The organism is Sinorhizobium fredii NGR234 (genome assembly GCF_000018545.1).
Lineage (GTDB): Bacteria > Pseudomonadota > Alphaproteobacteria > Rhizobiales > Rhizobiaceae > Sinorhizobium > Sinorhizobium fredii_A.
This window is the reverse complement of record NC_012587.1, coordinates 3,164,446-3,185,000: the sequence shown is the minus strand read 5'-3', so window position 1 is coordinate 3,185,000 and position 20,555 is coordinate 3,164,446. Positions and strand designations below refer to the sequence as shown.

The window sequence follows — 20,555 nt, the reverse complement described above, 5'->3', positions numbered from 1 at the left end:
AAATAGCTCCACCGTATAGACCGTACCCGAAACCGACACAGGTGGTCAGGTAGAGTATACCAAGGCGCTTGAGAGAACTGCGTTGAAGGAACTCGGCAAATTGCACGCGTAACTTCGGAAGAAGCGTGACCCCATGATGGGCAACCATTGTGGGGTGGCACAGACCAGGGGGTAGCGACTGTTTATCAAAAACACAGGGCTCTGCGAAGTCGCAAGACGACGTATAGGGTCTGACGCCTGCCCGGTGCTGGAAGGTTAAGAGGAGGGGTGCAAGCTCTGAATCGAAGCCCCAGTAAACGGCGGCCGTAACTATAACGGTCCTAAGGTAGCGAAATTCCTTGTCGGGTAAGTTCCGACCTGCACGAATGGCGTAACGACTTCCCCGCTGTCTCCAACGCAGACTCAGTGAAATTGAATTCCCCGTGAAGATGCGGGGTTCCTGCGGTCAGACGGAAAGACCCCGTGCACCTTTACTATAGCTTTACACTGGCATTCGTGTCGGCATGTGTAGGATAGGTGGTAGGCTTTGAAGCGGGGACGCCAGTTCTCGTGGAGCCATCCTTGAAATACCACCCTTATCGTCATGGATGTCTAACCGCGGTCCGTCATCCGGATCCGGGACAGTGTATGGTGGGTAGTTTGACTGGGGCGGTCGCCTCCGAAAGAGTAACGGAGGCGCGCGATGGTGGGCTCAGAGCGGTCGGAAATCGCTCGTCGAGTGCAATGGCATAAGCCCGCCTGACTGCGAGACTGACAAGTCGAGCAGAGACGAAAGTCGGTCATAGTGATCCGGTGGTCCCGCGTGGAAGGGCCATCGCTCAACGGATAAAAGGTACGCCGGGGATAACAGGCTGATGACCCCCAAGAGTCCATATCGACGGGGTTGTTTGGCACCTCGATGTCGGCTCATCGCATCCTGGGGCTGGAGCAGGTCCCAAGGGTTTGGCTGTTCGCCAATTAAAGCGGTACGTGAGCTGGGTTCAGAACGTCGTGAGACAGTTCGGTCCCTATCTGCCGTGGGTGTAGGAATATTGACAGGATCTGTCCCTAGTACGAGAGGACCGGGATGGACATATCTCTGGTGGACCTGTTGTCCTGCCAAGGGCATAGCAGGGTAGCTATATATGGAATGGATAACCGCTGAAGGCATCTAAGCGGGAAACCAACCTGAAAACGAGTATTCCCTCGAGAACCGTGGAAGACGACCACGTTGATAGGCCGGGTGTGGAAGTGCGGCAACGCATGAAGCTTACCGGTACTAATCGTTCGATCGGCTTGATCGTTCCCATTGCTTATGCTCATCATAGATGAGCATCATTCTTCTGTCCTCACGCGCCAAAGGCGCTGCGGACGGCGCGCCAGACGACTGGCGGCTCGGCTCTGCCGGCTGCTGGAGTTGTCCGGATAAGACGCATGACGTGTTCAAAAACGAAGTGAAAGCGATAAACCGCAGGCGGTTTACGCGGACTTCACCAGCTTCTCATTCAGTTTGCGCCCTCCGGGCGCAAAAGCTTGCGCTTTGCCGACCTGGTGGTTCTGGCGGGGTGGCTGCACCCGTTCCCATTCCGAACACGGCCGTGAAACGCCCCAGCGCCGATGGTACTTCGTCTTAAGACGCGGGAGAGTAGGTCGCTGCCAGGTCTGCAAAGCGCAAGAAAAAACACTCATAAGATCATCTTCTCGACACACGCTCGGCCCAAGCCGAACACCGGGCCGCAATACGCGGCCCTTCTGCGTAGATAAGATCAGAATAGACAGTGCCTTCCTTACACGAGACAAATTGCTTCGCAATTTGCTCGGCACAGACCGCAAATCCAAAGGATTTGCGTTACCGCGATAAACCGCAAAGCGGTTTACGCAGAACGGATAAACCGCAAGCGGTTTACCTAGATGGCGCGGGGTGGAGCAGCCCGGTAGCTCGTCAGGCTCATAACCTGAAGGCCGCAGGTTCAAATCCTGCCCCCGCAACCAACGATCCCGGCGATCCACAAAAGCCCCCTTCGCGGGGCTTTTTGCGTTCCTGGGATCCGTTCCACAGCGAGCGGCCGGCGCGCGCTTCCCCGAAGCCAACCATCCTTGCGTAAGCAAACCGTTGAAGATTGAGCACTCCGGTTCCGAAAGGACGGCCGGCGCTTTCTGGCCGGCAGCAAAGTCAGGATCGCCTGAGATCGCCGCACGGCGCAACGCCAGCCCTCCGCATGCCCACCGCTGGAACGGTCACCGGCGCGAAGCTCAGGCCGCGCGAAGTGGAAGCTTCACGACGAAGCAGGTGCCGCCGTCCGACGGCGTTTCGTAGTGGACCGCGCCACCGTGGCGCTCGGCGATCTGGCGCACCAGCGCAAGCCCCAGGCCCCAGCCGCCCGCCGCCTCGCTGCGTCCCGAGGGTCGGTAGAAGGGCTCGAAAACACGGGCGCTCTCGCTTTCTTCTATGCCTGGGCCGTGGTCGCGGACCCGGAGTTCCACCGCACCGGCCACCGGCGCGACAGTAGAGGTGACAGGCGGGCGGCCGTGGCGCAGGGCGTTCTGCATGAGATTGCGCACGAGCCGGCCGAGCAGGCGCGCGTCGCCTGTCACGATCGCCGGCGTGCCGGAGACCTCGACGCCGTTGCGCGCTCCTTCCTCCGAGACCAGGGCGAGGAGATCGACCGGCTCGCTGCCGTCGAGTTTCTCGACGTGGTCGAGCCTGCTCGCCAGCAGGATCTCCTCGACCAGCGTGTCCAACTCGGCGAGGTTGCGGACAATCTCCTCCTTGCGCTTCTCGTCCGGCACCTGCTCAAAGAGATCGATCGCAATCCGCAAGCGCGCAAGCGGCGAGCGCAATTCGTGGCTGGCATTGGCAAGCAGGGCGCGGTGCGACTTGATCAGCCGCTCGACATGATCGGCGGCCTTGTTGAAGCTCTTCGCCACCGCTGCCACCTCGTCGCTGCCGTCCGCGGGCACACGAGCCACGAAATCGCCTCGTCCCCAGGCATCGACGCCCCGGCGCAGCCGCTCCAAGCGGCGCGTCAGATGGCGCACCACCGGATAGGCGGCGAGCCCGATGACGCCGGCGATCAACGCCAGATAGGCGAGCGGATTGCGGCCGGCCGGACGGAAAGGCCGCTCCATCCGCACGGCGACTGCGCGACCGTCGGGCAACTCCGTCACCATGGTGTGAAGGTCGCCGCTGTCGCGACGCCAGCGCCGCGACAGAATGTCGTGCGGGAGCGGCCGGCCGGCACTGGCGAGCGGTCTGCCCTGCGGATCGTATACCGTTATGTCGGCATCGAAAGCCCGTGAAAACCGCTGCAGCGTCGCCTCGACCGACCGCCGGTCCATGTCGGGCGGAATGAGCGCCGTGACGAACCGGGTGCGCTGGCTCTGCCAACTCACATCCTCCTCGCCCTGTCCCAGCCATACGAAGGCGGCACTAGCGATGGCGACGGCGGCCAGGCTCGCCAGCAGCGTCAGGTAGATTTTCAGGAATAGCCGGCTGCGCATCGCTCTGGGTCTCTGTTTGGATGCATGTCGTTATCCCAAAACCGCCGCACACTTTTGGGCAACATGCTCTATCTCTCGTCATCCTGGAAGCGGGCGAAGACATAGCCGGCGCCGCGCACGGTGATGATGCGCCGCGGATGCCTGGGATCGCTCTCGATGGCTGCCCGGATGCGCGAGACATGGACGTCGATGGAGCGGTCGAAGGCTTCCAGTTCCTCGCCCTTGACTGCGTCCATCAACTGCTCGCGCGACAGCGTGCGGCCGGCATTTTCGGCAAGCGCCACAAGCAGGTCGAACTGGTAGCTGGTCAGTGCACATACGCGGCCGTCGATCCTGACCGAGCGGGATCCTGGATCGATCTCCAGGCGACCGAAGCGAAAGGTCCGCGAAACCGTGGCACTCCCGTTGCGACGGCGCAGGATCGCCTTCAGCCGCGCCAGCAGTTCGCGCGGATTGAAGGGCTTCGGCAGATAGTCGTCGGCTCCGAGCTCCAGCCCGACGATGCGATCCGTCTCTTCGCCCTTGGCCGTAAGCATGAGGATCGGCACGTCCGAGACCGCCCGTATGCGGCGGCAGGTCTCGAAGCCATCGAGATCCGGGAGCATGACGTCGAGGATCACGGCGTCCGGCGCACGGCGGCCAAGGTCGGTGAGGCCGGCCGTGGCCGTCGCCGCGGTCTTAACGGTGTAGCCGTTTCCCGAGAGATAGTCGGCGAGCATGGCGGACAGGCGCGTGTCGTCGTCAACGATCAAGACCCGTTCCGCCATCTTGTCCTCCGTTCACCGGCCTACGGCGCCGCGCGTCTTATCAGACGCCAAGGGTCGCTGTAGCACTTTGAAACCCTGCATGATTTCAACCTTAAATCGGCTAGGATCCAAGGAAACATGCAGGAGCCGACTCAGTCTTACCACCGGCCGCGGCCCCTTCGCTCCTTCAAATGTTCGGCGAGCTTGGTGCGCTGCTCCGGCGTCAGCACTTCGGCGGCGTCAAGGAGCGCCGTCGTCATCTTGCGCGAGGCCTCGTCGATGGCTGCGATGCGCTCGCCGCGCAGCTTCTCGGCGGCGGCGCGGTCGATGGTCGCCGCGCCGAGGAGTTCGATAACCTCCTCGCGCGTTTCGCGGAAGTCCCGGAAGGTCGGCCTGATCTCGGTGCGCGCCTTGTCGATGATGTCCCAAAGCCTGTCTTCCTGCTCGGGCGTCGCGTCGAGTTCGTCGAGCATGGAGCCGATCCGCTGTTCCATAAAGCCGCCACCTCCCATATGCGCCTGCATGATATGGCCGCCCATGCCGAAGCGGCCCATGCCAAAGCCGAAATCGTCGCTGCGCGCGGCTGCAAAGCCGACCGCGCCGACAACGCCGACGGCTGCAAGGCCGCCGATCGCGGCGCGCCGCCCCCATCCTTTCGAAGCGGGTTCGACGGCGGTCGGGCTCGGCAGGTTCTTGTCTTCGTTTTCCATGGTCAGTCTCCTTTCACTCCGCAGCACCTGCTGCAATGGGGGAAAGCTAACCGGGCACCGTTTCTGGCCTTCTGGGTGAATGTAAAGAAATGTAAAGCCGGAGCGGCGCCGTTGTGGATCGGCCAACGGTGGCGGGCAAATGGCGTTCAGTAGTCGTGGAAATCCTCGAAGCGCGTGGCCCCCTCAGCGATGCAAGTCCTTTGAGCATGCTCCGCATGGCACCATCGCGGGAGGGCCGGCGTAGTAGACGGGCGCGAGCATGTCAGGCAGATGGCGCCGCAGCATCGCGGCATCGATCATGCCGGTTTCCCCATCCCAGCCCTGCGCCGATTCACCTTCCGCCGTCATCGTGGCGATCAGGCGGAAATTGGGATTGGCCTTCTCCAGGTGTTGCAGGGCCAACGAGTTGCCCTTTATGCGGGCTGCGCCGGCGCTTGAGTCTGCCTGTCAACTTCAGACCGTCGCGCATGTTGAGGCCGAGCAGCGTGAGGTTGGCCGATCCGGCAATCAGCTCGAGCGCCTGCACCGCGTAGAACGCGGCATCGAACTCGGCCGCTTGCGCCTTGGAGGAGAGGAATATGGCAGAGGGGATGAGAACGAGAACTCCGTTCCCGGCGATCAGCGGCATGCGCTTGGCCTTTGAGCCGACCACTCCAGTCTTCCGTTGCTTTCCCAGAGCATAACCCGAGCCTCCTGCCGCAGCCATGGCCGGGACCAAGAGCAAAAAGCCCCACGGTATGGCTGTCTTGACAGCGATGATCGAGGTTTGGGACGCGAAGAGTTCGCTGAGCACGGTCGAAATCCAGAAAGCTGCAATTGTAAGCAGCGCGAGCGTGCCGGCGAGCGGATGAATGATTTTGGTCATGAAGTCCTGCATTTCTCTGGCTAACAGCCGAGTATCGAGGGGCGGTTGATACAGAAATGCCCGCTCGTAGGCCGAGCGGAAAGCCGGGTCGGTCGCGATCTTTCTGTCGAGAGAGAGCGAACTGTGGAGCGGATGAGTGACATGGTGTGTCTTTACGTTATGGTTCTATGATGTCATTTTGGTATGAAGCAACATATTATGATGACACTATAATGTCAATAGAATTGCATGGTGACAAATGAGTGAGCCCAATCGAACTGCGGCCGGTGATGCCTTGACCCATTTCATTCTCACGATGTTCAGGGCCAACAACTTGACTTTGAGCTGGGGTGATCGACTCGTGGCTCCTCTAGGGCTGACCAGTGCCCGATGGCAAATCCTTGGGGCCATCGTGGCAGCGGGCCGGCCGCAGCCGGTTGCCTGGCTTGCGCGCGATCTCGGGGCGAACCGCCAGAACGTGCAGCGGATCGTGAATGACCTGGCGAAGGAAGAGTTCGTCACATTCGAGCCCAATCCGCATCACCGCCGCGCGCAACTCGTCGTTCTGACCGAAAAAGGGCGGCAGACCTACGACGACGCCATTCGCTTGTACGACCCTCGGGTCAATGCGCTCGCGGAGGGGATTTCCGTGGGGGAGATTGAAACGGCCCACCGTGTCATGACGCTGCTGCGGGACAAGCTTGAAAGAGATGAAGATGCCACGGAGCCGAGCTGACCGCCAGGGTGCCGTCGCGGGCCTGATCCGCTCTTACCAGGTTCAGGTTTTCGGGCTGCCTTGCGGTTCGCGTTCCAAGGAACCGCAGAGTGCGACCGATCTCTGCCTGGCGCTGGGAGTGAACTGACGCGCTATCGTCTCACGCGGCGTAATACGGCTTCGAGCGCATCCGTCAGCGCCCGGCCTCCGCCGCCGCGCTCGAAATCGTCGAAGACCTGCTCGTTCAGGCCGCCGGGCGTCGAGAACTCGCGCCTCAATGTGTCGAGGGGCGTCGTCTCTGCCCTGACCGCCGTCTGTGCCAGGCTGGCAAAGAGTGGCGCCAGATAGGCGCGGACCTTTTCGCGGGCCACGCCCTTCTCCGCCACCCAGCCGGTCGCCCGGTCGAGAATACCGAAATAAGTCCCCATCAGCGCGCTGGCGACGGCGAGGAGGTCGTATTCCTCTTTCGCCTCGCATTCCACCGCACTGCCGAGAGCCGCAAAGATGGCGGCAATCTCGGGATTGGGCGGATAGATCGCGGTCACACCCGCGCGCTCGGCGACGAAGGGCAGCGGGATTGCCTGACTCAAACGCACGTCTTCCCGGATCCAGCCCAGGAGCTTGGAACGATCGGTTGCCGCGATGACGCTGACGACCGTCTGGCCCGCCCGAAAGGCGAGGGCCGTGATCACTTCCTCGGCGATCTGCGGCCGGACGGCAAGAAACAGCACGTCGGCGGCATCGACCACGTCCTGGTTGTCCTTGGCGATCCGCACCGACGAAAACCGGCTCGCGAGCCGGGCGGCAATCTGCCGATTGCGCGGCGAGACGAGGATCTCCTCGACCCCGAGGTCGGAGCCGACGATACCCGTCACCATCGCCTCGGTGATCGTCCCTGTGCCGACAAAGCCGATGCGCATCATTCCGCCGCCTTGCGCCGGCCAAGCGAGACATCCGTCGTGTAGTTCTCGCGCATGAAGTTGATGAAGTTCTGCTGGAACTGCCGCGTGTGGGCATGGGCCAGCTCGTCGGCGAGGTCGACATTCCTGGCCCGGATCGCCTCGAGCATCTGGTTGTGCTCGTCGGTCAGCAGATAACCCTCATGGGTGCGCTCCAGATACTCGAAGTGGAGATGCAGCATGCGCTGGCCCTGATTGAGCAGGCGTTCGTAAAAGGACGCCAGATAGGGATTCCGGCCGGCGTGCGCAATCGCCATATGGAACTGCTTGTTGGCTTCCGACATCCTGAGATGGTCGCCGGTTTTCACGGCCGTCTCGAATTCCTTCTGCCGCTTGGCTATCGCCTTGAGGTCCGTCTCGGTGCGCAGTTCCGCGGCAAGCCGGGTGTTCATGCGCTGCGCGATGTCCAGCGCCTCGACATATTTCGGGAAGGTCGCCACCTCGATCGGCGCGACGATCGTGCTGCGGTTGGCAAGCGTCACGACAAGCTCCTCGCCGGCGAGCCTGATCAAGGCCTCGCGAACCGGCGAACGGGACATGTCGAAACGTTCGGCGAGCGTGCTCTCGTCCAGGAGCTGGCCGGGAGCGAGCGTCAGCGCCAGGATTTCGTTGCGCAGCGTCTCGTAGACGTTTTTCCAGCCAGTGCCCCTGGCTCGTTTCATTTCAATCTCGTCAGACACTTGGCTCGCTTTCTCCGATGCTCGGCCCATAGGGCCAGAAAATCGCGACCACGACAATGTAAATTTTCCTCTTGACTTTGTCGACACGTAGACGACATAAATATTCTTGTCGACACGTAGACGACAAATATAGCAAAGATCGGCTTGAAGCCGACGAGAGGAACCGCGCGCGCCGCGCGCCCGTCAAACAGAGGAAATGACGATGCTTTCGAAGATGCTTTCGCCCGTCCTGCGGGCGCTGCCTGCGCTTGCCCTGATCACCGGTCTTTCAACCACCGCCGCATCCGCCCAGAACGCCGAAGGTTATTGGCAGGGCGTGCAGAAGGCGGGTGTCCTTCGCTGCGGCGCGGCCGTCGCTCCGCCCTACGTCATGCGCGATCCGGCGAGCGGCGAATATTCGGGGTTCTTCGCCGATCTCTGCCGCGAATTCGCCGATGTCCTGAAGGTCAAGCCGGAGTTCGTCGATACGACCTGGGACAACATCGTCGCCGGCCTGCAGGCCGGAAAATGGGATCTCTCGCTGGCGCTGAACCGCACGCCGGCGCGCGCCATGGCCGTGCAGTTCTCGGTCCCGGCGATGGAGTACCAGATCTCGCTTGCCTACAACAAGGAGAACCCGAAGATTCCGGCCGGAGCAACCTCGGTTGCGGACATCGACAACAAGGACGTGACGCTCGCCGTCATGTCGGGCACTGCCCAGGACAAGGCGATTACCGCTGCGGTGAAGAACGCCACGATCCTGCGCCTGCCGGGCAATGACGAGACTCGCCTGGCGGTGGTTTCCAGGCGGGCCGATATCCTCGTCGATGCCTCCGACACCAACCAGCTCTTCACCCAGTCGAATCCCGATTGGGCGGTCGCGCTGAACCCGACGCCGGCATTGGCGAAACAGGGTGTTGCCTTCGGCCTGCCGCATCAGTTGTCGGCATCCGACGTCGAAGTGGTCAATATCTTTCTCGAGGAAAAAGTGGCGACGGGCCACGTCGAGGAACTGATCAAGAAGGCCGTCGATGAAGTGCTGAAGAGCGCGCAATAATGACAGCCCGGCCGGGCCCCGTGAACGGCTGCCCGGCCCCTCTCATCCCCTCCTTTGACCAGCGAGATCGGCGATGACGATGAATTTCAGTTCCCCCCTTGTCAAAATCCAGTCCCTTCACAAGAGCTACGGACCGCATATCCAAGTCCTCAAAGGGCTCGACATCGAAATGAAGCCCGGCGAAAGGGTCGTCGTCATCGGCCCGAGCGGCGGCGGCAAGAGCACGCTGCTGCGCGTCATGATGGGGCTTGAGAAGATCGACAGCGGCGCGATCAGTTTTGGCGGCAAGCCCTATATCTCGTCGGAGGGCGCCGACAGGAAAACCGAGATCGACACCGAGGTTCGGCGTTCGATCGGCATGGTGTTCCAGCACTACACGCTGTTCCCGCATCTCTCCGTCATCCAGAACCTGATTCTCGCACCCTGCAAGGTCAGGGGCGAAGGCAAGGCGAGCGCCACCAAACGTGCCCAGGCGCTGCTCGAGCGCTTGGGCTTGGGCGCCAAGGCGAATGCCTATCCGGCGCAGCTTTCCGGCGGGCAGAAACAGCGCGTGGCGATCGCCCGCGCCCTGATGCTCGATCCGAAGCTGATGCTGTTCGACGAGGTGACGTCGGCGCTCGATCCCGAACTCGTCGCCGAAGTCGAGCAGGTCATCCTGCAGCTTGCCGCGCAGAACATGCCGATGATGATCGTCACCCACGACATGTGGTTTGCGAAGAACATCGCCTCGCGTGTCATCTTCTGCGCCGGCGGCGTGGTGGTCGAGGATGGACCGCCCGAGCAGGTGCTTGGTGCGCCGAAGGAAGAGCGCACCCGCGATTTCATCGACCGCGTCTTCCATATCCGGCACTAGGAGGGGGAGATGGGATATTCCTTCGACTTCCAGTCCGTCTCTTTCGGTCCGCTCTGGGAGGGGCTGATCGTCACGCTCGAGCTGACGGTCGCCGCCAATCTCATCGGCGTCGTGCTCGGCTTTCCGCTGGCGCTGCTGATCATGAGCCGGTTCGCGCCGGTCCGGCTGCCGGCGATGCTCTTCGTGGAATTCTTCCGCTGCACGCCGGCGATCGTCCAGATCGTCTGGTTCTTCTACTGCGTGCCGATGCTCTTCAATGTCTTCCTCGGCTCGATGACGATGGGCATACTGGCGCTCGGCCTCAACCTGATGGCCTTCAACGCCGAAGCCTATCGTGCCGCGATCCAGGCGGTGCCGCGCGAGCAGCTCGATGCCGGCATCGCGCTTGGCCTCAATCCGCTGCAGCGCACGCTTTACATCGTGCTGCCGACCGCGGTCCGGGCGTCGATTCCCGTGCTGCTCACCAACGGCATCGGCATCTTCCAGCAAACCGCGCTGGTCGCCATCGTCGCCGTGCAGGACCTGATGTATCAGGCGAAGACACTGGCGACGGAGACCTACAGGCCGATCGAGACCTTCACCATCGTTGCGCTCGTCTACTTCGCCGTCTCGTTTCCCGTCAGCCAGATCGTCGGCTTCCTGGAACGCCGCCGCCAGCTGATGATGAGCTGAGGAGAAAGACCATGGCACTCGATTTCTCCATCATCCTTCGCTTCCAAGAGGCGCTGGCGCTCGGTCTCTGGACGACCATCAAGCTGACGCTGATCTGCGTCGTGCTTGGCTGCAGCCTCGGCTTCTTCATTGGGCTTGCCCGGACATCGCGGAGCACCGTGCTGCGGGCAATCTCCAGTGTCTATGTCGAGTTCTTCCGCGGCACGCCGGTGCTCGTCCAGCTGTTCTGGATCTTCTTCTGCCTGCCGTTGATCCTCGACGTCGAGCTCTCTAACCTCATCTCCGGCGTCATCGCACTCACGCTCTACATGGGTGCGATCTCCAGCGAGACGTTCCGGGCATCGCTGAAGTCGATCGGTCCGGAGCAGCTCGACGCCTGCGTCGCGCTCGGCCTGCCGCGCCGCGTCCAGGTGACGAGCGTGATCCTGCCGCAGGCGGTGCTGCGGGCCATTCCGACGCTGCTGTCGAACTGTGTCAGCCTGTTCAAGGAAAGCGCCCTCGTCTCCGCCGTCGGCATGGCCGACCTGATGTTCGTCGGCCAGAACATCTCCAACAATACGGCGCGCCCCATCGAGGTGCTGACGGTCGTCGCCCTCATCTACTTCCTCATCGCCTTTCCGCTCACCCGCGCGGTGACGCTCGTCGAGCGACGCGTGCTTGCCAAGCTGGCGATCTGAACCAAGTTCTTTCGAAAGGAGACATTCCATGAAACTCTCTGGCGTCATGCCCGCCCTCATCACCCCGTTCGACGCGAACAACAGGGTCGACTTCAGGGCATTCGAAAAGCTTTTGGCGCATCTGCGCGAGGCCGGTGTCACCGGCTGGGTGCCGAACGGGTCGACCGGCGAGTATTTCAGCCAGTCCAAGGAAGAGCGCCGCGATGTGCTGCAATTCGTCAAGGATTTTGCCAAGCCGGGCGAAACTCTGATCGCTGGCACCAATGCGCCCGCCACGCGCGAGGTTATCGAGCAGACGGCGATCGCCAGGGAGATCGGCTATGACACGGTGCTGCTCGCTCCGCCGTTCTACACCCGGCCGACGCAAGCGGAATTGATCCGGCACTATGAAACCGTGCTCGGTGCCGTGGATGTGAACCTGGTCCTCTATTCCTACCCGGCCAAGGACGGGTCGGACATCAGCTTCGAGCTGTTGGACCATTTTGCCGACAATTCGCGCGTCATCGGCATCAAGGAAAGCTCCGGCGTATTGCAGCGCGCGATCGACATCGCCAGCCGCTACGAAGGCCGCATTCAACTGGTTTCCGGCTCGGACGACATTGCACTCGACTTCATGTTCTGGGGTGCGGAGAGCTGGATCTGCGGGCCGTCGAACTGCATGGCGAAGGCCTGCTGCGATCTGGATCGCACGTTCCGCTCCGGCGATCTCGACAAGGCGCGGGCGCAGATGAAAACGCTCTACCGGGCGATGAACATCCTCGAAAGCGGCAAGTTCGTGCAGAAGATCAAGTATGGCTGCGAGCTTCAGGGCCTGCCCATGGGTGAGTGCCGCGCGCCGCTCGGACCGCTGACCGACGATGAAAAGGCCGAGTTCCGCGCCGCCATGGAGCCGATCCTGAACTGGTGATCGCCTGAACTGGCAATCGCTTGTGAAAGCGCCGCTTCTCGGCCGTTCGGCAATAGGGAAGCGGCGTGTCGACAACTCATGCGCGACTATGGAGCTAGACAGATGCGCTTCAGCAAGGTCCTGTCCGTCGTCGATTGCCATGCCGAAGGGGAAAGCGGCAAGGTCATCGTCGGCGGCGTCGGTCCGGTTCCCGGCGAAACCATGTTCGACAAGCGGGTTCATCTCGAAACACAGATGGACGATATCCGCAAGATGGTGCTGTTCGAGCCGCGCGGAGCGGTCTGGCACAATGCCAACATCGTGCTCCCCTCCAATCACCCCGAAGCCGACATGGGCTATGTGATCCTGGAGACGACCGAATACCCGGCCATGTCGGGCTCGAACACGATGTGCGTGGCGACCGTGCTGCTCGAGACCGGAATTCTGCCGATGCGGGAGCCCGTCACGCAATTGACGCTCGAGGCTCCGGCGGGTCTGATCAGGGTGCGTTGCGAATGCTCGAACGGCAAGGTGACGAGCGTCCGGCTTGTGAACCAGCCGGCGTTTTGCTACCACCTGGATAGAGAGATCGAAGTCGTCGGCCTCGGAACCGTCCGGGTCGACATCGTCTATGGCGGCATGACCTATACGATGGTCAACGCGGCCGATCTCGGCTTCTCGATCGATCCCTCGGAAGCCCGCGAGCTTTGCGAAGTCGGGCAGAAGCTCAAATTCGCGGCCGCCGAACAGCTTGCCGTCGAGCATCCGGAGAACCCGGCCATACCGGGCATCACCAACACAGAGTTCATGGGACCGCTTCGACGGGAAAATGGCCAGCTCATCTCGAAGAATTGCGTGGTCGTCTCCCCGGGGCGTTGCGATCGCTCGCCCTGCGGCACCGGCTCGTCGGCGCGGCTGGCGCTGCTGCATGCCAAGGGTCTCATCAAGCCCGGCGAAACGCTTATCCATGAGTCGATCACCGGCAGCCGCTTCACCTGCGCCATCGACGGCCTGACGAAAGTCGGGAAGTATGGCGCCGTCATACCGGCGATCGCAGGACAGGCATGGATCACCGGTCTTTACCAGATGGGCATGGATCCGAGCGACCCCTATCCGCAGGGCTTTACGGTGGCCGACACCTGGATGACCACGGTCTGAGTGCTGAGACATGATAAGCAATAGCGAGAGTCCTGCCGTTGTCGTCGGAGCCGGTATCATCGGCACAACGATCGCCTATGAACTTCGACGCCGGGGGAAACAGGTCGTTCTCATCGAGCGAGACCCCGATGGTAAGAGCGCCTCCTACGGCAACATGGCGTCGATCGCGGTGACCGAGTTCATGCCGGCCTCCCGGCCGTCTGTCTGGGCGCAGATGCCGAAGTGGCTGATCGACCCGGAAGGGCCAGTGCGTATCCGGCCCTCCTACATGCCGCGGCTCACGCCGTGGTTCCTGCGGTTTCTCGAAGCCAGCCGACCGTCGCGGGTCAAGGAACTGGAGGCGGCAGGCGCTGTGCTTTGCGGCCGCGTCTACGAAGACCTTATGCCGCTGCTGCAGGCGACCGGTCTTTCTGACATGCTGACCGAGGAAGGATGCTTGAGCCTCTACGCGGACGAGGCCGAATTCAGGGCGGACCGGGAGCATATCGAGGTTCTGGAACGCTTCGGCTTCCGCCATGAAGTGCTCGGCGGCAACGCCATCCGCGACCTCGAGCCGGCGCTGACGTCGAAGATCGCAAAGGCCGTGCTGTTTCCCGACAACCGGTCGATCAGAGACCCATTCAGGCTGCTCCTGAAACTGCGTGAGAAGTTCCTGGCGCTGGGCGGCAGGATCGAGCGGGGCGAAGTCGTCGGTTTCGATCAGGGCGATCGCGTCCAGGCCGTCCGCCTGAAGGATGGCCGTTCGATCGCGGCCTCGGAAATCGTGCTTTGCGCCGGCGCCTATACCGGCAAGTTGGCGCGCCTTCTCGGCGAACCGATCCCGCTCGAAACAGAGCGCGGCTACCACACCCAGATCATGGCGCCCGGCATTTCGATGCGCCACTCGATCATCTGGCCGGCGCGCGCCTTCATGGTCACCCCGACCGCAGGCGGCATTCGCGTCGGTGGCACGGTGGAGATGGCCGGGCTTGAGGCCGCGCCCGACTACCGGCGGGCGAAAGTGCTGGTCAAGCGTGCCCGCGAGGCGCTGCCGGAGCTTCGGGTGGAGAAGACCACGGAATGGATGGGCCATCGCCCGGCGCTGCCCGATACGGTGCCGATCATCGGTGCTTCGGCAAAACATCGCGGCGTCTTCTACGCCACCGGTCATGGGCATCTCGGGCTGACCTATGCGGCGACGACCGGGCGGCTCATCGCCGATCTCGTCACCGGGACCCAGCCGCCGATCGATCTCAAACCATACCGTGTGGACCGGTTCTGACGGCAGCGCCGATCGACACATAGGAACGAATGGAGCCAACAATGCGCAGCGAACTCTATATCGATGGAAAATGGACGGCGGCCGCAAAAGGCAGGACGTTCGATGTCGTCAATCCGGCGACGGAAGAGGTGATCCACAGAATAGCGGCGGCAACGCCGGAAGACGTCGACGTGGCCGTGAAGGCGGCGCGCCGCGCCTTCGACAAGGATGGCTGGCCAAAACTGTCGGGAGCCCAAAGAGCGAAATACCTGCGCGCTATCGCCGATGGGATTCGGGCCCGGCAGTCGGAAATCGCCCGGCTCGAGGTGATCGACAACGGCAAGCCGTTTCCGGAGGCCGATTGGGATGTTGCCGACGCGGCCGGCTGCTTCGACTTCTATGCGGGGCTCGCCGAACAGCTCGACAACAATCCGGAAGAGCCGATCGCGCTCGCCGACGCCCGGTTCACCTCCAAGGCGGTCAAGGAGCCGATCGGCGTCGCAGGCGCAATCATTCCCTGGAACTACCCGCTTCTGATGGCTGCCTGGAAGGTTGCGCCGGCCCTTGCCGCCGGCTGTACGATCGTGCTGAAACCGGCCGAAGTCACGTCGCTGACGGCGCTGGAACTCGCCGCGATCGCCGACGAGGCGGGCCTGCCGCCGGGCGTTCTCAACATCCTCACTGGCTCCGGCTCTGTCGCCGGGCAGGCGATCATCGACCACAAGCACGTAGACAAGTTGGCCTTCACCGGCTCCGGGCCGGTAGGCTCGAAGATCATGGCGGCGGCGGCCCGCGACATCAAGCGCGTCAGCCTCGAGCTCGGCGGCAAGTCGCCCTTCGTGGTTTTCGACGATGCGGATATCGACGAGGCCGTCGAATGGATCATGTTCGGCATCTTCTGGAACCAGGGGCAGGTCTGCTCGGCGACGTCGCGCATCCTCGTCCAGGAAGGGATTTACGACCGCCTGTTGGCGCGGCTTGTCGAGGAGACGAAGAAGATCAGGATCGGCGACGGTCTCGAGGACGGCGTGCTTCTCGGGCCGCTCGTCTCGAAGCGCCAGCACGAACAGGTCGTCGCGGCGATCGAGGCGGCGAAGACTGCCGGTGCGACGGTTGCCTGCGGCGGCAAGCGCCCTGAAGGCTTCGACAAGGGCTATTATCTCGAGCCGACGATCCTGACCGAGGTGCCCCTGGAAAGCGACGCCTGGCGCGAGGAGATCTTCGGTCCGGTCGTCTGCATTCGGCCGTTCTCGACCGAAGCCGAAGCGATCGAGCTTGCCAACGATTCCCGCTTCGGCCTTGCGGCGGCGGTGATGTCGAAGGACGATGTTCGCGCCGAGCGGGTCGCGAGCGCCTTCCGGGCCGGCATCGTCTGGATCAACTGCTCGCAGCCGACTTTCACCGAGGCGCCGTGGGGCGGCTACAAGGAATCCGGCATCGGCCGCGAACTCGGCCGCTGGGGCCTCGAAAACTACCTCGAAACGAAGCAGATCACCCGCTTTGCCACCGGCGAGAAATGGGGCTGGTACATCAAATGAATGGAAGCCCGATGAACTGGGGTCGCTCGCTCGATCTCCTCGAGGTCCATTGCCAGGGCGAGGTCGGCAAGGTGATCGTCGGCGGCGCGCCGGATATCCCCGGCGCGACGATGCTCGACAAGATGAACCACATCAATCAGGTCGACGACAGCCTGCGCCGTTTCGTCACCTTCGAGCCGCGCGCCAGTGTCGCCATGTCGGTCAATCTGCTCCTAGCACCGTTGCATCCTGACGCCGATGCGGGCTTCATCGTTCTCCAGGCGGATCGCGCCCACCCGATGTCCGGCAGCAATTGCATCTGCGTCGTGACTGCGCTTCTGGAGAGCGGACGGGTCGCAATGCAGGAACCGGAAACGATCGTCCGGCTCGATACGCCGGCCGGGCTGATCGTTGCACGCGCCGCCTGCCGCGACGGACGCTGCCTGTCGGTCAGTCTCGACAACGTGCCGAGTTTCGTCGAGGCCCTGGACCGAGAGATCGAAACTCCCCGCTGGGGCCGTATCAGGGCCGATATCGCCTTCGGCGGCGTCTATTACGCGATCGTCGATGTCGATCAGGTCGGCAGCGAGATCGCGCCGGTCAATGCGCGCTATCTGGCCGAAGCGGGGATCGAGTTGAAGTCGCTGCTCGCCGATGAGGTGACGGTGAAGCATCCGCTGCTCAGCGGCGTCGACGAGATCGCCTATGTGATGTTTCGCGGAGAGGAGCCGGACGGGGCTGTGCGCACCTGCACGACGCTGAAGCCCGGCCGGGTCGACCGATCTCCCTGCGGGACGGGAAGCTCCGCGAATCTTGCGACCCTTTTCGCGCGTGCGAAAATCGGCGTGGGCGACCGGCGGATCTCGCGCTCGATCATCGGTGGAGAATTCACGGCGGAGGCGATCGGCGCGACCGAGGTCGGCGGACGTCCCGCTGTGCTGCCGCGGATCACCGGGCGCGGCTGGATCTACGGCCGCGAGCAGCTCCGCATTTCCGAAGATGACCCGTTCAAGAAGGGTTTTGTGCTCTCCGATAGCTGGGGACCGCAGGTCGACATGCTCGGCTGAGGAGGAAACATGTCCATTGAATCACTTTCGGGCCAGACCGTCCTCGTCACCGGCGCCTCGGGCGGCATCGGTGCCGCCATCGTCGAGCGTCTCGCGGCGGAGGGCGCCCGCCCGATCATCCACTACGGCCGCGACCGGGGCGCGGCCGAAGCGCTGCTGGCTCGCCTTCCGGGAGAAGGATTGATTGTCCAGGCGGACCTGTCGAACGCTGCCGGCGCCTTCGCGCTCTGGCAGGAGGCCGAGGCCGCTGCGGGCCGCATCCATGCGCTGATCAACAATGCCGGCATCCGCACCGAAATTTCGATCGATGCCGAGCCCGACGCCTGGAGAGAGGCCTGGCAAAGGGAATTCCAGGTGAATTTCTTTGCCGCGGCCGATCTCTGCAAGCAGGCACTTACGCACTTCAAGGCGCGTGGCGGCGGCCGGATCGTCAATATGACGAGCCGCGCCGGGCAGCGCGGCTATGCGGCCGATGCCATGCCCTATGGCGCAACGAAGGCGGCGCTGATCAACCTGACGAAGTCGATCGCGCGCAGCTTCGGTTCGGATGGCGTCGTGGCGCTGGCGATCGCACCGGGCTGGGTCAAGACGGAAATGGCCGAGGACTTCGTCGCGAAATTCGGCAAGCAGGCCGCCGTCGCCGACATACCGATCGGTGAAATGGCGGAGGTTTCCGAAATCGCCGAACTCGTCGCCTTCGCGCTCAGGCCATCGCAGCGTTCGCTGAACGGCGCGACGCTCGACGTCAATGGCGGCAGCTACATTCGATAGTTTTCGAGGAGAGAAACATGAAGAGATTCGAAGGCAAGGTCGCCGTCGTTACCGGCGGAGGCGGCGGTATCGGTTCCGCCATTTCGCGGCGGCTGGCGGATGAGGGAGCGCTGGTCGTCGTCTCCGACGTCAACGGCGAAGCGGCTGGCGCGGTCGCGGCCGAGATCGTCTCGCAGGGCGGCTCCGCCATCGCCGTCGCCGCCGATATTTCCCAGCGGGAGCCGTGTTTTGGCCTGATTGCAGAGGTGTTCGACCAGAAGGGGCGCATCGACATTCTCGTCAACAATGCCGGCATCAACCGGCGCGGCAACCTCCTGGCGCTCACCGATGACGACTGGCACACAAGCTTCGCGGTCAACCTCGATTCGATGTTTTATCTGTGCCGCGCTGCCATTCCGCACATGATCGAGGCCGGCGGTGGCGTGATCGTCAACACCGCCTCGCAATGGGGCCTTTATCCGGCGCCGAACCACATCGCCTATAACACGACCAAGGCGGCGGTCGCGGCCTTCACGCAGAATCTGGCTCGTGACTATGCTCCGCACAAGATCCGCGTAAACGCCGTCTGCCCCGGAGAAATCCACACGCCCATGCTGGAGGCGGGGGTCAAGCGGGCAGGCCGCACCATCGCCGATCTCGGCAAACTCGTTCCGTTCGGCCGCATCGGTAGACCGGAGGAGGTCGCCGCTCTTGTCGCCTTTCTGGCCTCGGACGAGGCCGCTTTCATGTGCGGCTCGCTCGTGGAGATAACCGGGGCCCAAGCGGTTGCCTGAAAGGGAGCCCGTAAGCGAATAACGGGTGAGTCGCTCAACTGCGACTTGCCTGAAGCAGTGCGCTTGCCGCGCGTTGCAGCAGAGGTTTCGCTTCCCCAACGTCGAACATCTGCGAGCTGACAAACGCGCCGTTGATAAGTACCGCCAATTGCCCAGCGAGTTCTGCGGGCCTGATCGCGCCCAGTCGCTCAGCCATCACATGAAGTCGCCGCCTCAATTCTGCTTTATGCGCTGCAGCGACTTTGCGAGCCGGATGATCGGTTTCGGGAAACTCGGCTGCGACATTGATCTGCGGGCAGCCCCGGTAACCTGGGCGGTTGACGCGCTCACCAATCCAATCGAGGTGAGCGTCCAGCTCTCCTTTCGGATCGTCAACATGCCGGTGGGCGACCTTGTCCCAGGTGCCCCAGAAGTCTTTGTCCTCTCGCTCGAGGAATGCCGCGACGAGATCGTCTTTCGTGCGGAAATGGCGATATAGGCTCGTCTTGGCGACCCCGGCTTTTTCGACGACAAGGTCCACGCCAACGGCGCGAACGCCCTGCTGGTAAAACAGGGCCGACGCCGTCTCGAGAATGCGCTCCCGGACTTCTTGCACGTTCACCTCCGATTTCTTCACGCGGCCTCCGCTCGTCTCTTTGCTGTCATCGCGATTCCTTCTAGCAAAAAACCGCTTGACGCGCTACAGACCTGTACGTATTAAAACAGACAGGTCTGTATCGTGGAGGAATGAAATTGTCTGAGCAGCAATATCAAAACGTGGCAATCGCGGTGTACGGCGCCAGCGGGCATACCGGAAGGTTCGTGCTATCCGAACTGGCCCGCAGGAACCTGAAGGCCGTTGCCGTCGGGCGGAGCGCGGCGAAGTTGGCGGAAGCCGGCGTTCAAGCCGCCGAAATACGAGAGGCGTCCATCGACGACGCAAATTCGCTCGACAGGGCATTTTCGGGCGTGGCAGCCGTGATCAACTGCGCTGGCCCGTTCCTGGATACGGCCGACCCGGTGGCCGCAGCGGCTTTACGGACGGGTGCCCATTATTTCGACGTGACGGCTGAACAGGGAAGCGCATTGTCAACCTACGAGACGTTCGATAGCGACGCGAGGCAAGCCGGGCTGGTGTTCATCCCGGCCATGGGCTTCTACGGCGGTTTTGTGGATCTGCTCGTTTCGGCCCTGTTGGATGATTGGGTTGCGGTGGACGACATTCGGATCGGCATCGCGCTTGACAGTTGGCATCCGACGATCGGCTCCCGCAACACCGGTAGGCGCAACACCGCGCGACGGCTGGTGGTCGCCAATGGGCAATTGTCGCCAATACCTCTGCCGGCTGCAGAGCAGGAGTGGGAATTTCTCCAGCCATTCGGCCTGCAGCGGGTGATCGAACAGCCGTTCTCCGAGATTTCCGTTGTCAACCGGCATGTGCGCAGCCCGGAAGTCCATACATACCTCAACGAGACGGGGTATCGGGACATCCATGATCCGAACACCCCGCCGCCCGTGGCGGTCGATGAAACAGGTCTTTCGGCGCAGCGCTTCATGGTCGAGGTGGTGGTTCGAAAGGGAAACGAAGAGCGGCATATTTCCGCTTCTGGCCGTGACATCTACGCCTTTACCGCCCCGCTCGTTTGCGAGGCAGTTCAGCAAGTCCTTGCGGGCAGGGTGCGTGTGCACGGGGCGCAGGCGCCTGGCGCCGTCTTCGATGCGCTGGAGTTTCTCAACGCGCTGGCGCCGGACCATTTGTCGTTCGAGATATTGGGCGTCTAACGCATGTTGC

At 62.6% G+C, this 20,555-nt stretch carries 21 protein-coding genes, 1 tRNA gene and 2 rRNA genes (1 of these 24 running past the window's edge); 16 read left to right on the top strand and 8 right to left on the bottom strand.

What is annotated here, in order from left to right:
* The 3 genes from NGR_RS26305 to NGR_RS26295 all read left to right on the top strand — a co-directional run.
* Positions 1-1,283, top strand: a 23S ribosomal RNA gene (locus tag NGR_RS26305) (it extends 1,516 nt beyond the left edge of the window).
* Positions 1,284-1,526: 243 nt separating this feature from the next.
* Positions 1,527-1,641 (top strand): 5S ribosomal RNA (rrf, locus tag NGR_RS26300).
* A 253-nt stretch (positions 1,642-1,894) separates the two neighbouring features.
* Positions 1,895-1,971: transfer RNA gene (locus NGR_RS26295), tRNA-Met, on the top strand.
* 261 nt (positions 1,972-2,232) lie between these two features.
* Here the strand turns inward: NGR_RS26295 and NGR_RS26290 are convergent.
* From NGR_RS26290 to NGR_RS26270, 5 genes are all read right to left on the bottom strand, one after another.
* Positions 2,233-3,480, bottom strand: a complete 1,248-nt coding sequence (locus tag NGR_RS26290; protein WP_012709526.1) for a sensor histidine kinase — start codon at positions 3,478-3,480, stop codon at positions 2,233-2,235.
* A 68-nt stretch (positions 3,481-3,548) separates the two neighbouring features.
* The gene (locus NGR_RS26285; protein ID WP_012709525.1) at positions 3,549-4,247 is read right to left on the bottom strand and encodes a response regulator; all 699 of its coding nucleotides are present in this window, start codon (positions 4,245-4,247) and stop codon (positions 3,549-3,551) included.
* A 137-nt stretch (positions 4,248-4,384) separates the two neighbouring features.
* Entirely contained in the window at positions 4,385-4,936 is a 552-nt protein-coding gene (locus tag NGR_RS26280) for a Spy/CpxP family protein refolding chaperone (RefSeq protein ID WP_012709524.1), read from the bottom strand.
* A 183-nt stretch (positions 4,937-5,119) separates the two neighbouring features.
* Positions 5,120-5,284, bottom strand: coding sequence for a hypothetical protein (locus tag NGR_RS33875; RefSeq protein ID WP_432654025.1), 165 nt, complete (start codon positions 5,282-5,284; stop codon positions 5,120-5,122).
* The gene (locus tag NGR_RS26270; RefSeq protein WP_012709523.1) at positions 5,268-5,801 is read right to left on the bottom strand and encodes a hypothetical protein; all 534 of its coding nucleotides are present in this window, start codon (positions 5,799-5,801) and stop codon (positions 5,268-5,270) included. The genes NGR_RS33875 and NGR_RS26270 overlap by 17 nt, the downstream gene beginning before the upstream one ends.
* A gap of 238 nt (positions 5,802-6,039) precedes the next feature.
* Between NGR_RS26270 and NGR_RS26265 the strand changes: the two genes are divergently transcribed.
* Positions 6,040-6,516, top strand: a complete 477-nt coding sequence (locus NGR_RS26265; RefSeq protein WP_012709522.1) for a MarR family winged helix-turn-helix transcriptional regulator — start codon at positions 6,040-6,042, stop codon at positions 6,514-6,516.
* Positions 6,517-6,647: 131 nt separating this feature from the next.
* Here the strand turns inward: NGR_RS26265 and NGR_RS26260 are convergent, their stop codons facing one another.
* Both NGR_RS26260 and NGR_RS26255 read right to left on the bottom strand, forming a co-directional pair.
* A complete protein-coding gene (locus NGR_RS26260; protein ID WP_165447172.1) occupies positions 6,648-7,415 on the bottom strand; it encodes a pyrroline-5-carboxylate reductase in 768 nt (255 codons plus the stop codon).
* A complete protein-coding gene (locus NGR_RS26255; RefSeq protein ID WP_164924504.1) occupies positions 7,415-8,134 on the bottom strand; it encodes a GntR family transcriptional regulator in 720 nt (239 codons plus the stop codon). Before NGR_RS26255 ends, NGR_RS26260 begins: the two co-directional genes overlap by 1 nt.
* A 202-nt stretch (positions 8,135-8,336) precedes the next feature.
* Here NGR_RS26255 and NGR_RS26250 point away from each other — a divergent pair, with 202 nt between their 5' ends.
* The 11 genes from NGR_RS26250 to NGR_RS26200 all read left to right on the top strand — a co-directional run bounded on the left by NGR_RS26250 (position 8,337) and on the right by NGR_RS26200 (position 18,784).
* On the top strand, positions 8,337-9,170 hold the full coding sequence (locus tag NGR_RS26250) for a substrate-binding periplasmic protein (protein WP_012709519.1): 834 nt from the start codon (positions 8,337-8,339) through the stop codon (positions 9,168-9,170).
* Positions 9,171-9,243: 73 nt separating this feature from the next.
* Positions 9,244-10,023 (top strand): amino acid ABC transporter ATP-binding protein, encoded by a 780-nt coding sequence (locus NGR_RS26245; protein ID WP_012709518.1) that lies wholly within the window; start codon positions 9,244-9,246, stop codon positions 10,021-10,023.
* A 9-nt stretch (positions 10,024-10,032) separates the two neighbouring features.
* Positions 10,033-10,695, top strand: coding sequence for an amino acid ABC transporter permease (locus tag NGR_RS26240; protein WP_012709517.1), 663 nt, complete (start codon positions 10,033-10,035; stop codon positions 10,693-10,695).
* 11 nt (positions 10,696-10,706) lie between these two features.
* Positions 10,707-11,372, top strand: coding sequence for an amino acid ABC transporter permease (locus NGR_RS26235; RefSeq protein ID WP_012709516.1), 666 nt, complete (start codon positions 10,707-10,709; stop codon positions 11,370-11,372).
* 28 nt (positions 11,373-11,400) lie between these two features.
* Positions 11,401-12,279 carry a dihydrodipicolinate synthase family protein gene (locus NGR_RS26230; protein ID WP_012709515.1) on the top strand — a complete coding sequence of 293 codons (879 nt, stop codon included), beginning with the start codon at positions 11,401-11,403 and terminating at the stop codon, positions 12,277-12,279.
* 102 nt (positions 12,280-12,381) lie between these two features.
* On the top strand, positions 12,382-13,416 hold the full coding sequence (locus NGR_RS26225; RefSeq protein WP_012709514.1) for a proline racemase family protein: 1,035 nt from the start codon (positions 12,382-12,384) through the stop codon (positions 13,414-13,416).
* A gap of 10 nt (positions 13,417-13,426) precedes the next feature.
* Positions 13,427-14,677 carry an NAD(P)/FAD-dependent oxidoreductase gene (locus NGR_RS26220; protein ID WP_012709513.1) on the top strand — a complete coding sequence of 417 codons (1,251 nt, stop codon included), beginning with the start codon at positions 13,427-13,429 and terminating at the stop codon, positions 14,675-14,677.
* Positions 14,678-14,718: 41 nt separating this feature from the next.
* The gene (locus NGR_RS26215) at positions 14,719-16,194 is read left to right on the top strand and encodes an aldehyde dehydrogenase family protein (protein ID WP_164924503.1); all 1,476 of its coding nucleotides are present in this window, start codon (positions 14,719-14,721) and stop codon (positions 16,192-16,194) included.
* A gap of 11 nt (positions 16,195-16,205) precedes the next feature.
* Entirely contained in the window at positions 16,206-17,240 is a 1,035-nt protein-coding gene (locus tag NGR_RS26210) for a proline racemase family protein (RefSeq protein WP_164924502.1), read from the top strand.
* Between the two features lie 9 nt (positions 17,241-17,249).
* Positions 17,250-18,011 (top strand): SDR family NAD(P)-dependent oxidoreductase, encoded by a 762-nt coding sequence (locus NGR_RS26205; protein ID WP_012709510.1) that lies wholly within the window; start codon positions 17,250-17,252, stop codon positions 18,009-18,011.
* A gap of 17 nt (positions 18,012-18,028) precedes the next feature.
* Complete coding sequence (locus tag NGR_RS26200; RefSeq protein ID WP_012709509.1) at positions 18,029-18,784, top strand: SDR family NAD(P)-dependent oxidoreductase; 756 nt, start codon at positions 18,029-18,031, stop codon at positions 18,782-18,784.
* Positions 18,785-18,818: 34 nt separating this feature from the next.
* Here NGR_RS26200 and NGR_RS26195 read toward each other — a convergent pair whose 3' ends face one another.
* Positions 18,819-19,400 carry a TetR/AcrR family transcriptional regulator gene (locus NGR_RS26195; protein WP_164924501.1) on the bottom strand — a complete coding sequence of 194 codons (582 nt, stop codon included), beginning with the start codon at positions 19,398-19,400 and terminating at the stop codon, positions 18,819-18,821.
* A 116-nt stretch (positions 19,401-19,516) separates the two neighbouring features.
* Here NGR_RS26195 and NGR_RS26190 point away from each other — a divergent pair, with 116 nt between their 5' ends.
* The gene (locus tag NGR_RS26190; protein WP_012709507.1) at positions 19,517-20,545 is read left to right on the top strand and encodes a saccharopine dehydrogenase family protein; all 1,029 of its coding nucleotides are present in this window, start codon (positions 19,517-19,519) and stop codon (positions 20,543-20,545) included.
* Positions 20,546-20,555 lie beyond the last annotated feature (10 nt).

What these genes read in the sequence shown, in the direction of transcription:
- NGR_RS26235 (WP_012709516.1), top strand. Translation starts at nt 10,707, where the DNA reads ATGGCACTCGATTTCTCCATCATCCTTCGCTTCCAAGAGGCGCTGGCG.
- NGR_RS26250 (WP_012709519.1), top strand. Translation starts at nt 8,337, where the DNA reads ATGCTTTCGAAGATGCTTTCGCCCGTCCTGCGGGCGCTGCCTGCGCTT.
- NGR_RS26210 (WP_164924502.1), top strand. Translation starts at nt 16,206, where the DNA reads ATGAACTGGGGTCGCTCGCTCGATCTCCTCGAGGTCCATTGCCAGGGC.
- NGR_RS26240 (WP_012709517.1), top strand. Translation starts at nt 10,033, where the DNA reads ATGGGATATTCCTTCGACTTCCAGTCCGTCTCTTTCGGTCCGCTCTGG.
- NGR_RS26205 (WP_012709510.1), top strand. Translation starts at nt 17,250, where the DNA reads ATGTCCATTGAATCACTTTCGGGCCAGACCGTCCTCGTCACCGGCGCC.
- NGR_RS26215 (WP_164924503.1), top strand. Translation starts at nt 14,719, where the DNA reads ATGCGCAGCGAACTCTATATCGATGGAAAATGGACGGCGGCCGCAAAA.
- NGR_RS26200 (WP_012709509.1), top strand. Translation starts at nt 18,029, where the DNA reads ATGAAGAGATTCGAAGGCAAGGTCGCCGTCGTTACCGGCGGAGGCGGC.
- NGR_RS26260 (WP_165447172.1), bottom strand. Translation starts at nt 7,415, where the DNA reads ATGCGCATCGGCTTTGTCGGCACAGGGACGATCACCGAGGCGATGGTG.
- NGR_RS26290 (WP_012709526.1), bottom strand. Translation starts at nt 3,480, where the DNA reads ATGCGCAGCCGGCTATTCCTGAAAATCTACCTGACGCTGCTGGCGAGC.
- NGR_RS26230 (WP_012709515.1), top strand. Translation starts at nt 11,401, where the DNA reads ATGAAACTCTCTGGCGTCATGCCCGCCCTCATCACCCCGTTCGACGCG.
- NGR_RS26225 (WP_012709514.1), top strand. Translation starts at nt 12,382, where the DNA reads ATGCGCTTCAGCAAGGTCCTGTCCGTCGTCGATTGCCATGCCGAAGGG.
- NGR_RS26220 (WP_012709513.1), top strand. Translation starts at nt 13,427, where the DNA reads ATGATAAGCAATAGCGAGAGTCCTGCCGTTGTCGTCGGAGCCGGTATC.
- NGR_RS26285 (WP_012709525.1), bottom strand. Translation starts at nt 4,247, where the DNA reads ATGGCGGAACGGGTCTTGATCGTTGACGACGACACGCGCCTGTCCGCC.
- NGR_RS26270 (WP_012709523.1), bottom strand. Translation starts at nt 5,801, where the DNA reads ATGACCAAAATCATTCATCCGCTCGCCGGCACGCTCGCGCTGCTTACA.
- NGR_RS26265 (WP_012709522.1), top strand. Translation starts at nt 6,040, where the DNA reads ATGAGTGAGCCCAATCGAACTGCGGCCGGTGATGCCTTGACCCATTTC.
- NGR_RS26245 (WP_012709518.1), top strand. Translation starts at nt 9,244, where the DNA reads ATGACGATGAATTTCAGTTCCCCCCTTGTCAAAATCCAGTCCCTTCAC.
- NGR_RS33875 (WP_432654025.1), bottom strand. Translation starts at nt 5,284, where the DNA reads ATGACGGCGGAAGGTGAATCGGCGCAGGGCTGGGATGGGGAAACCGGC.
- NGR_RS26280 (WP_012709524.1), bottom strand. Translation starts at nt 4,936, where the DNA reads ATGGAAAACGAAGACAAGAACCTGCCGAGCCCGACCGCCGTCGAACCC.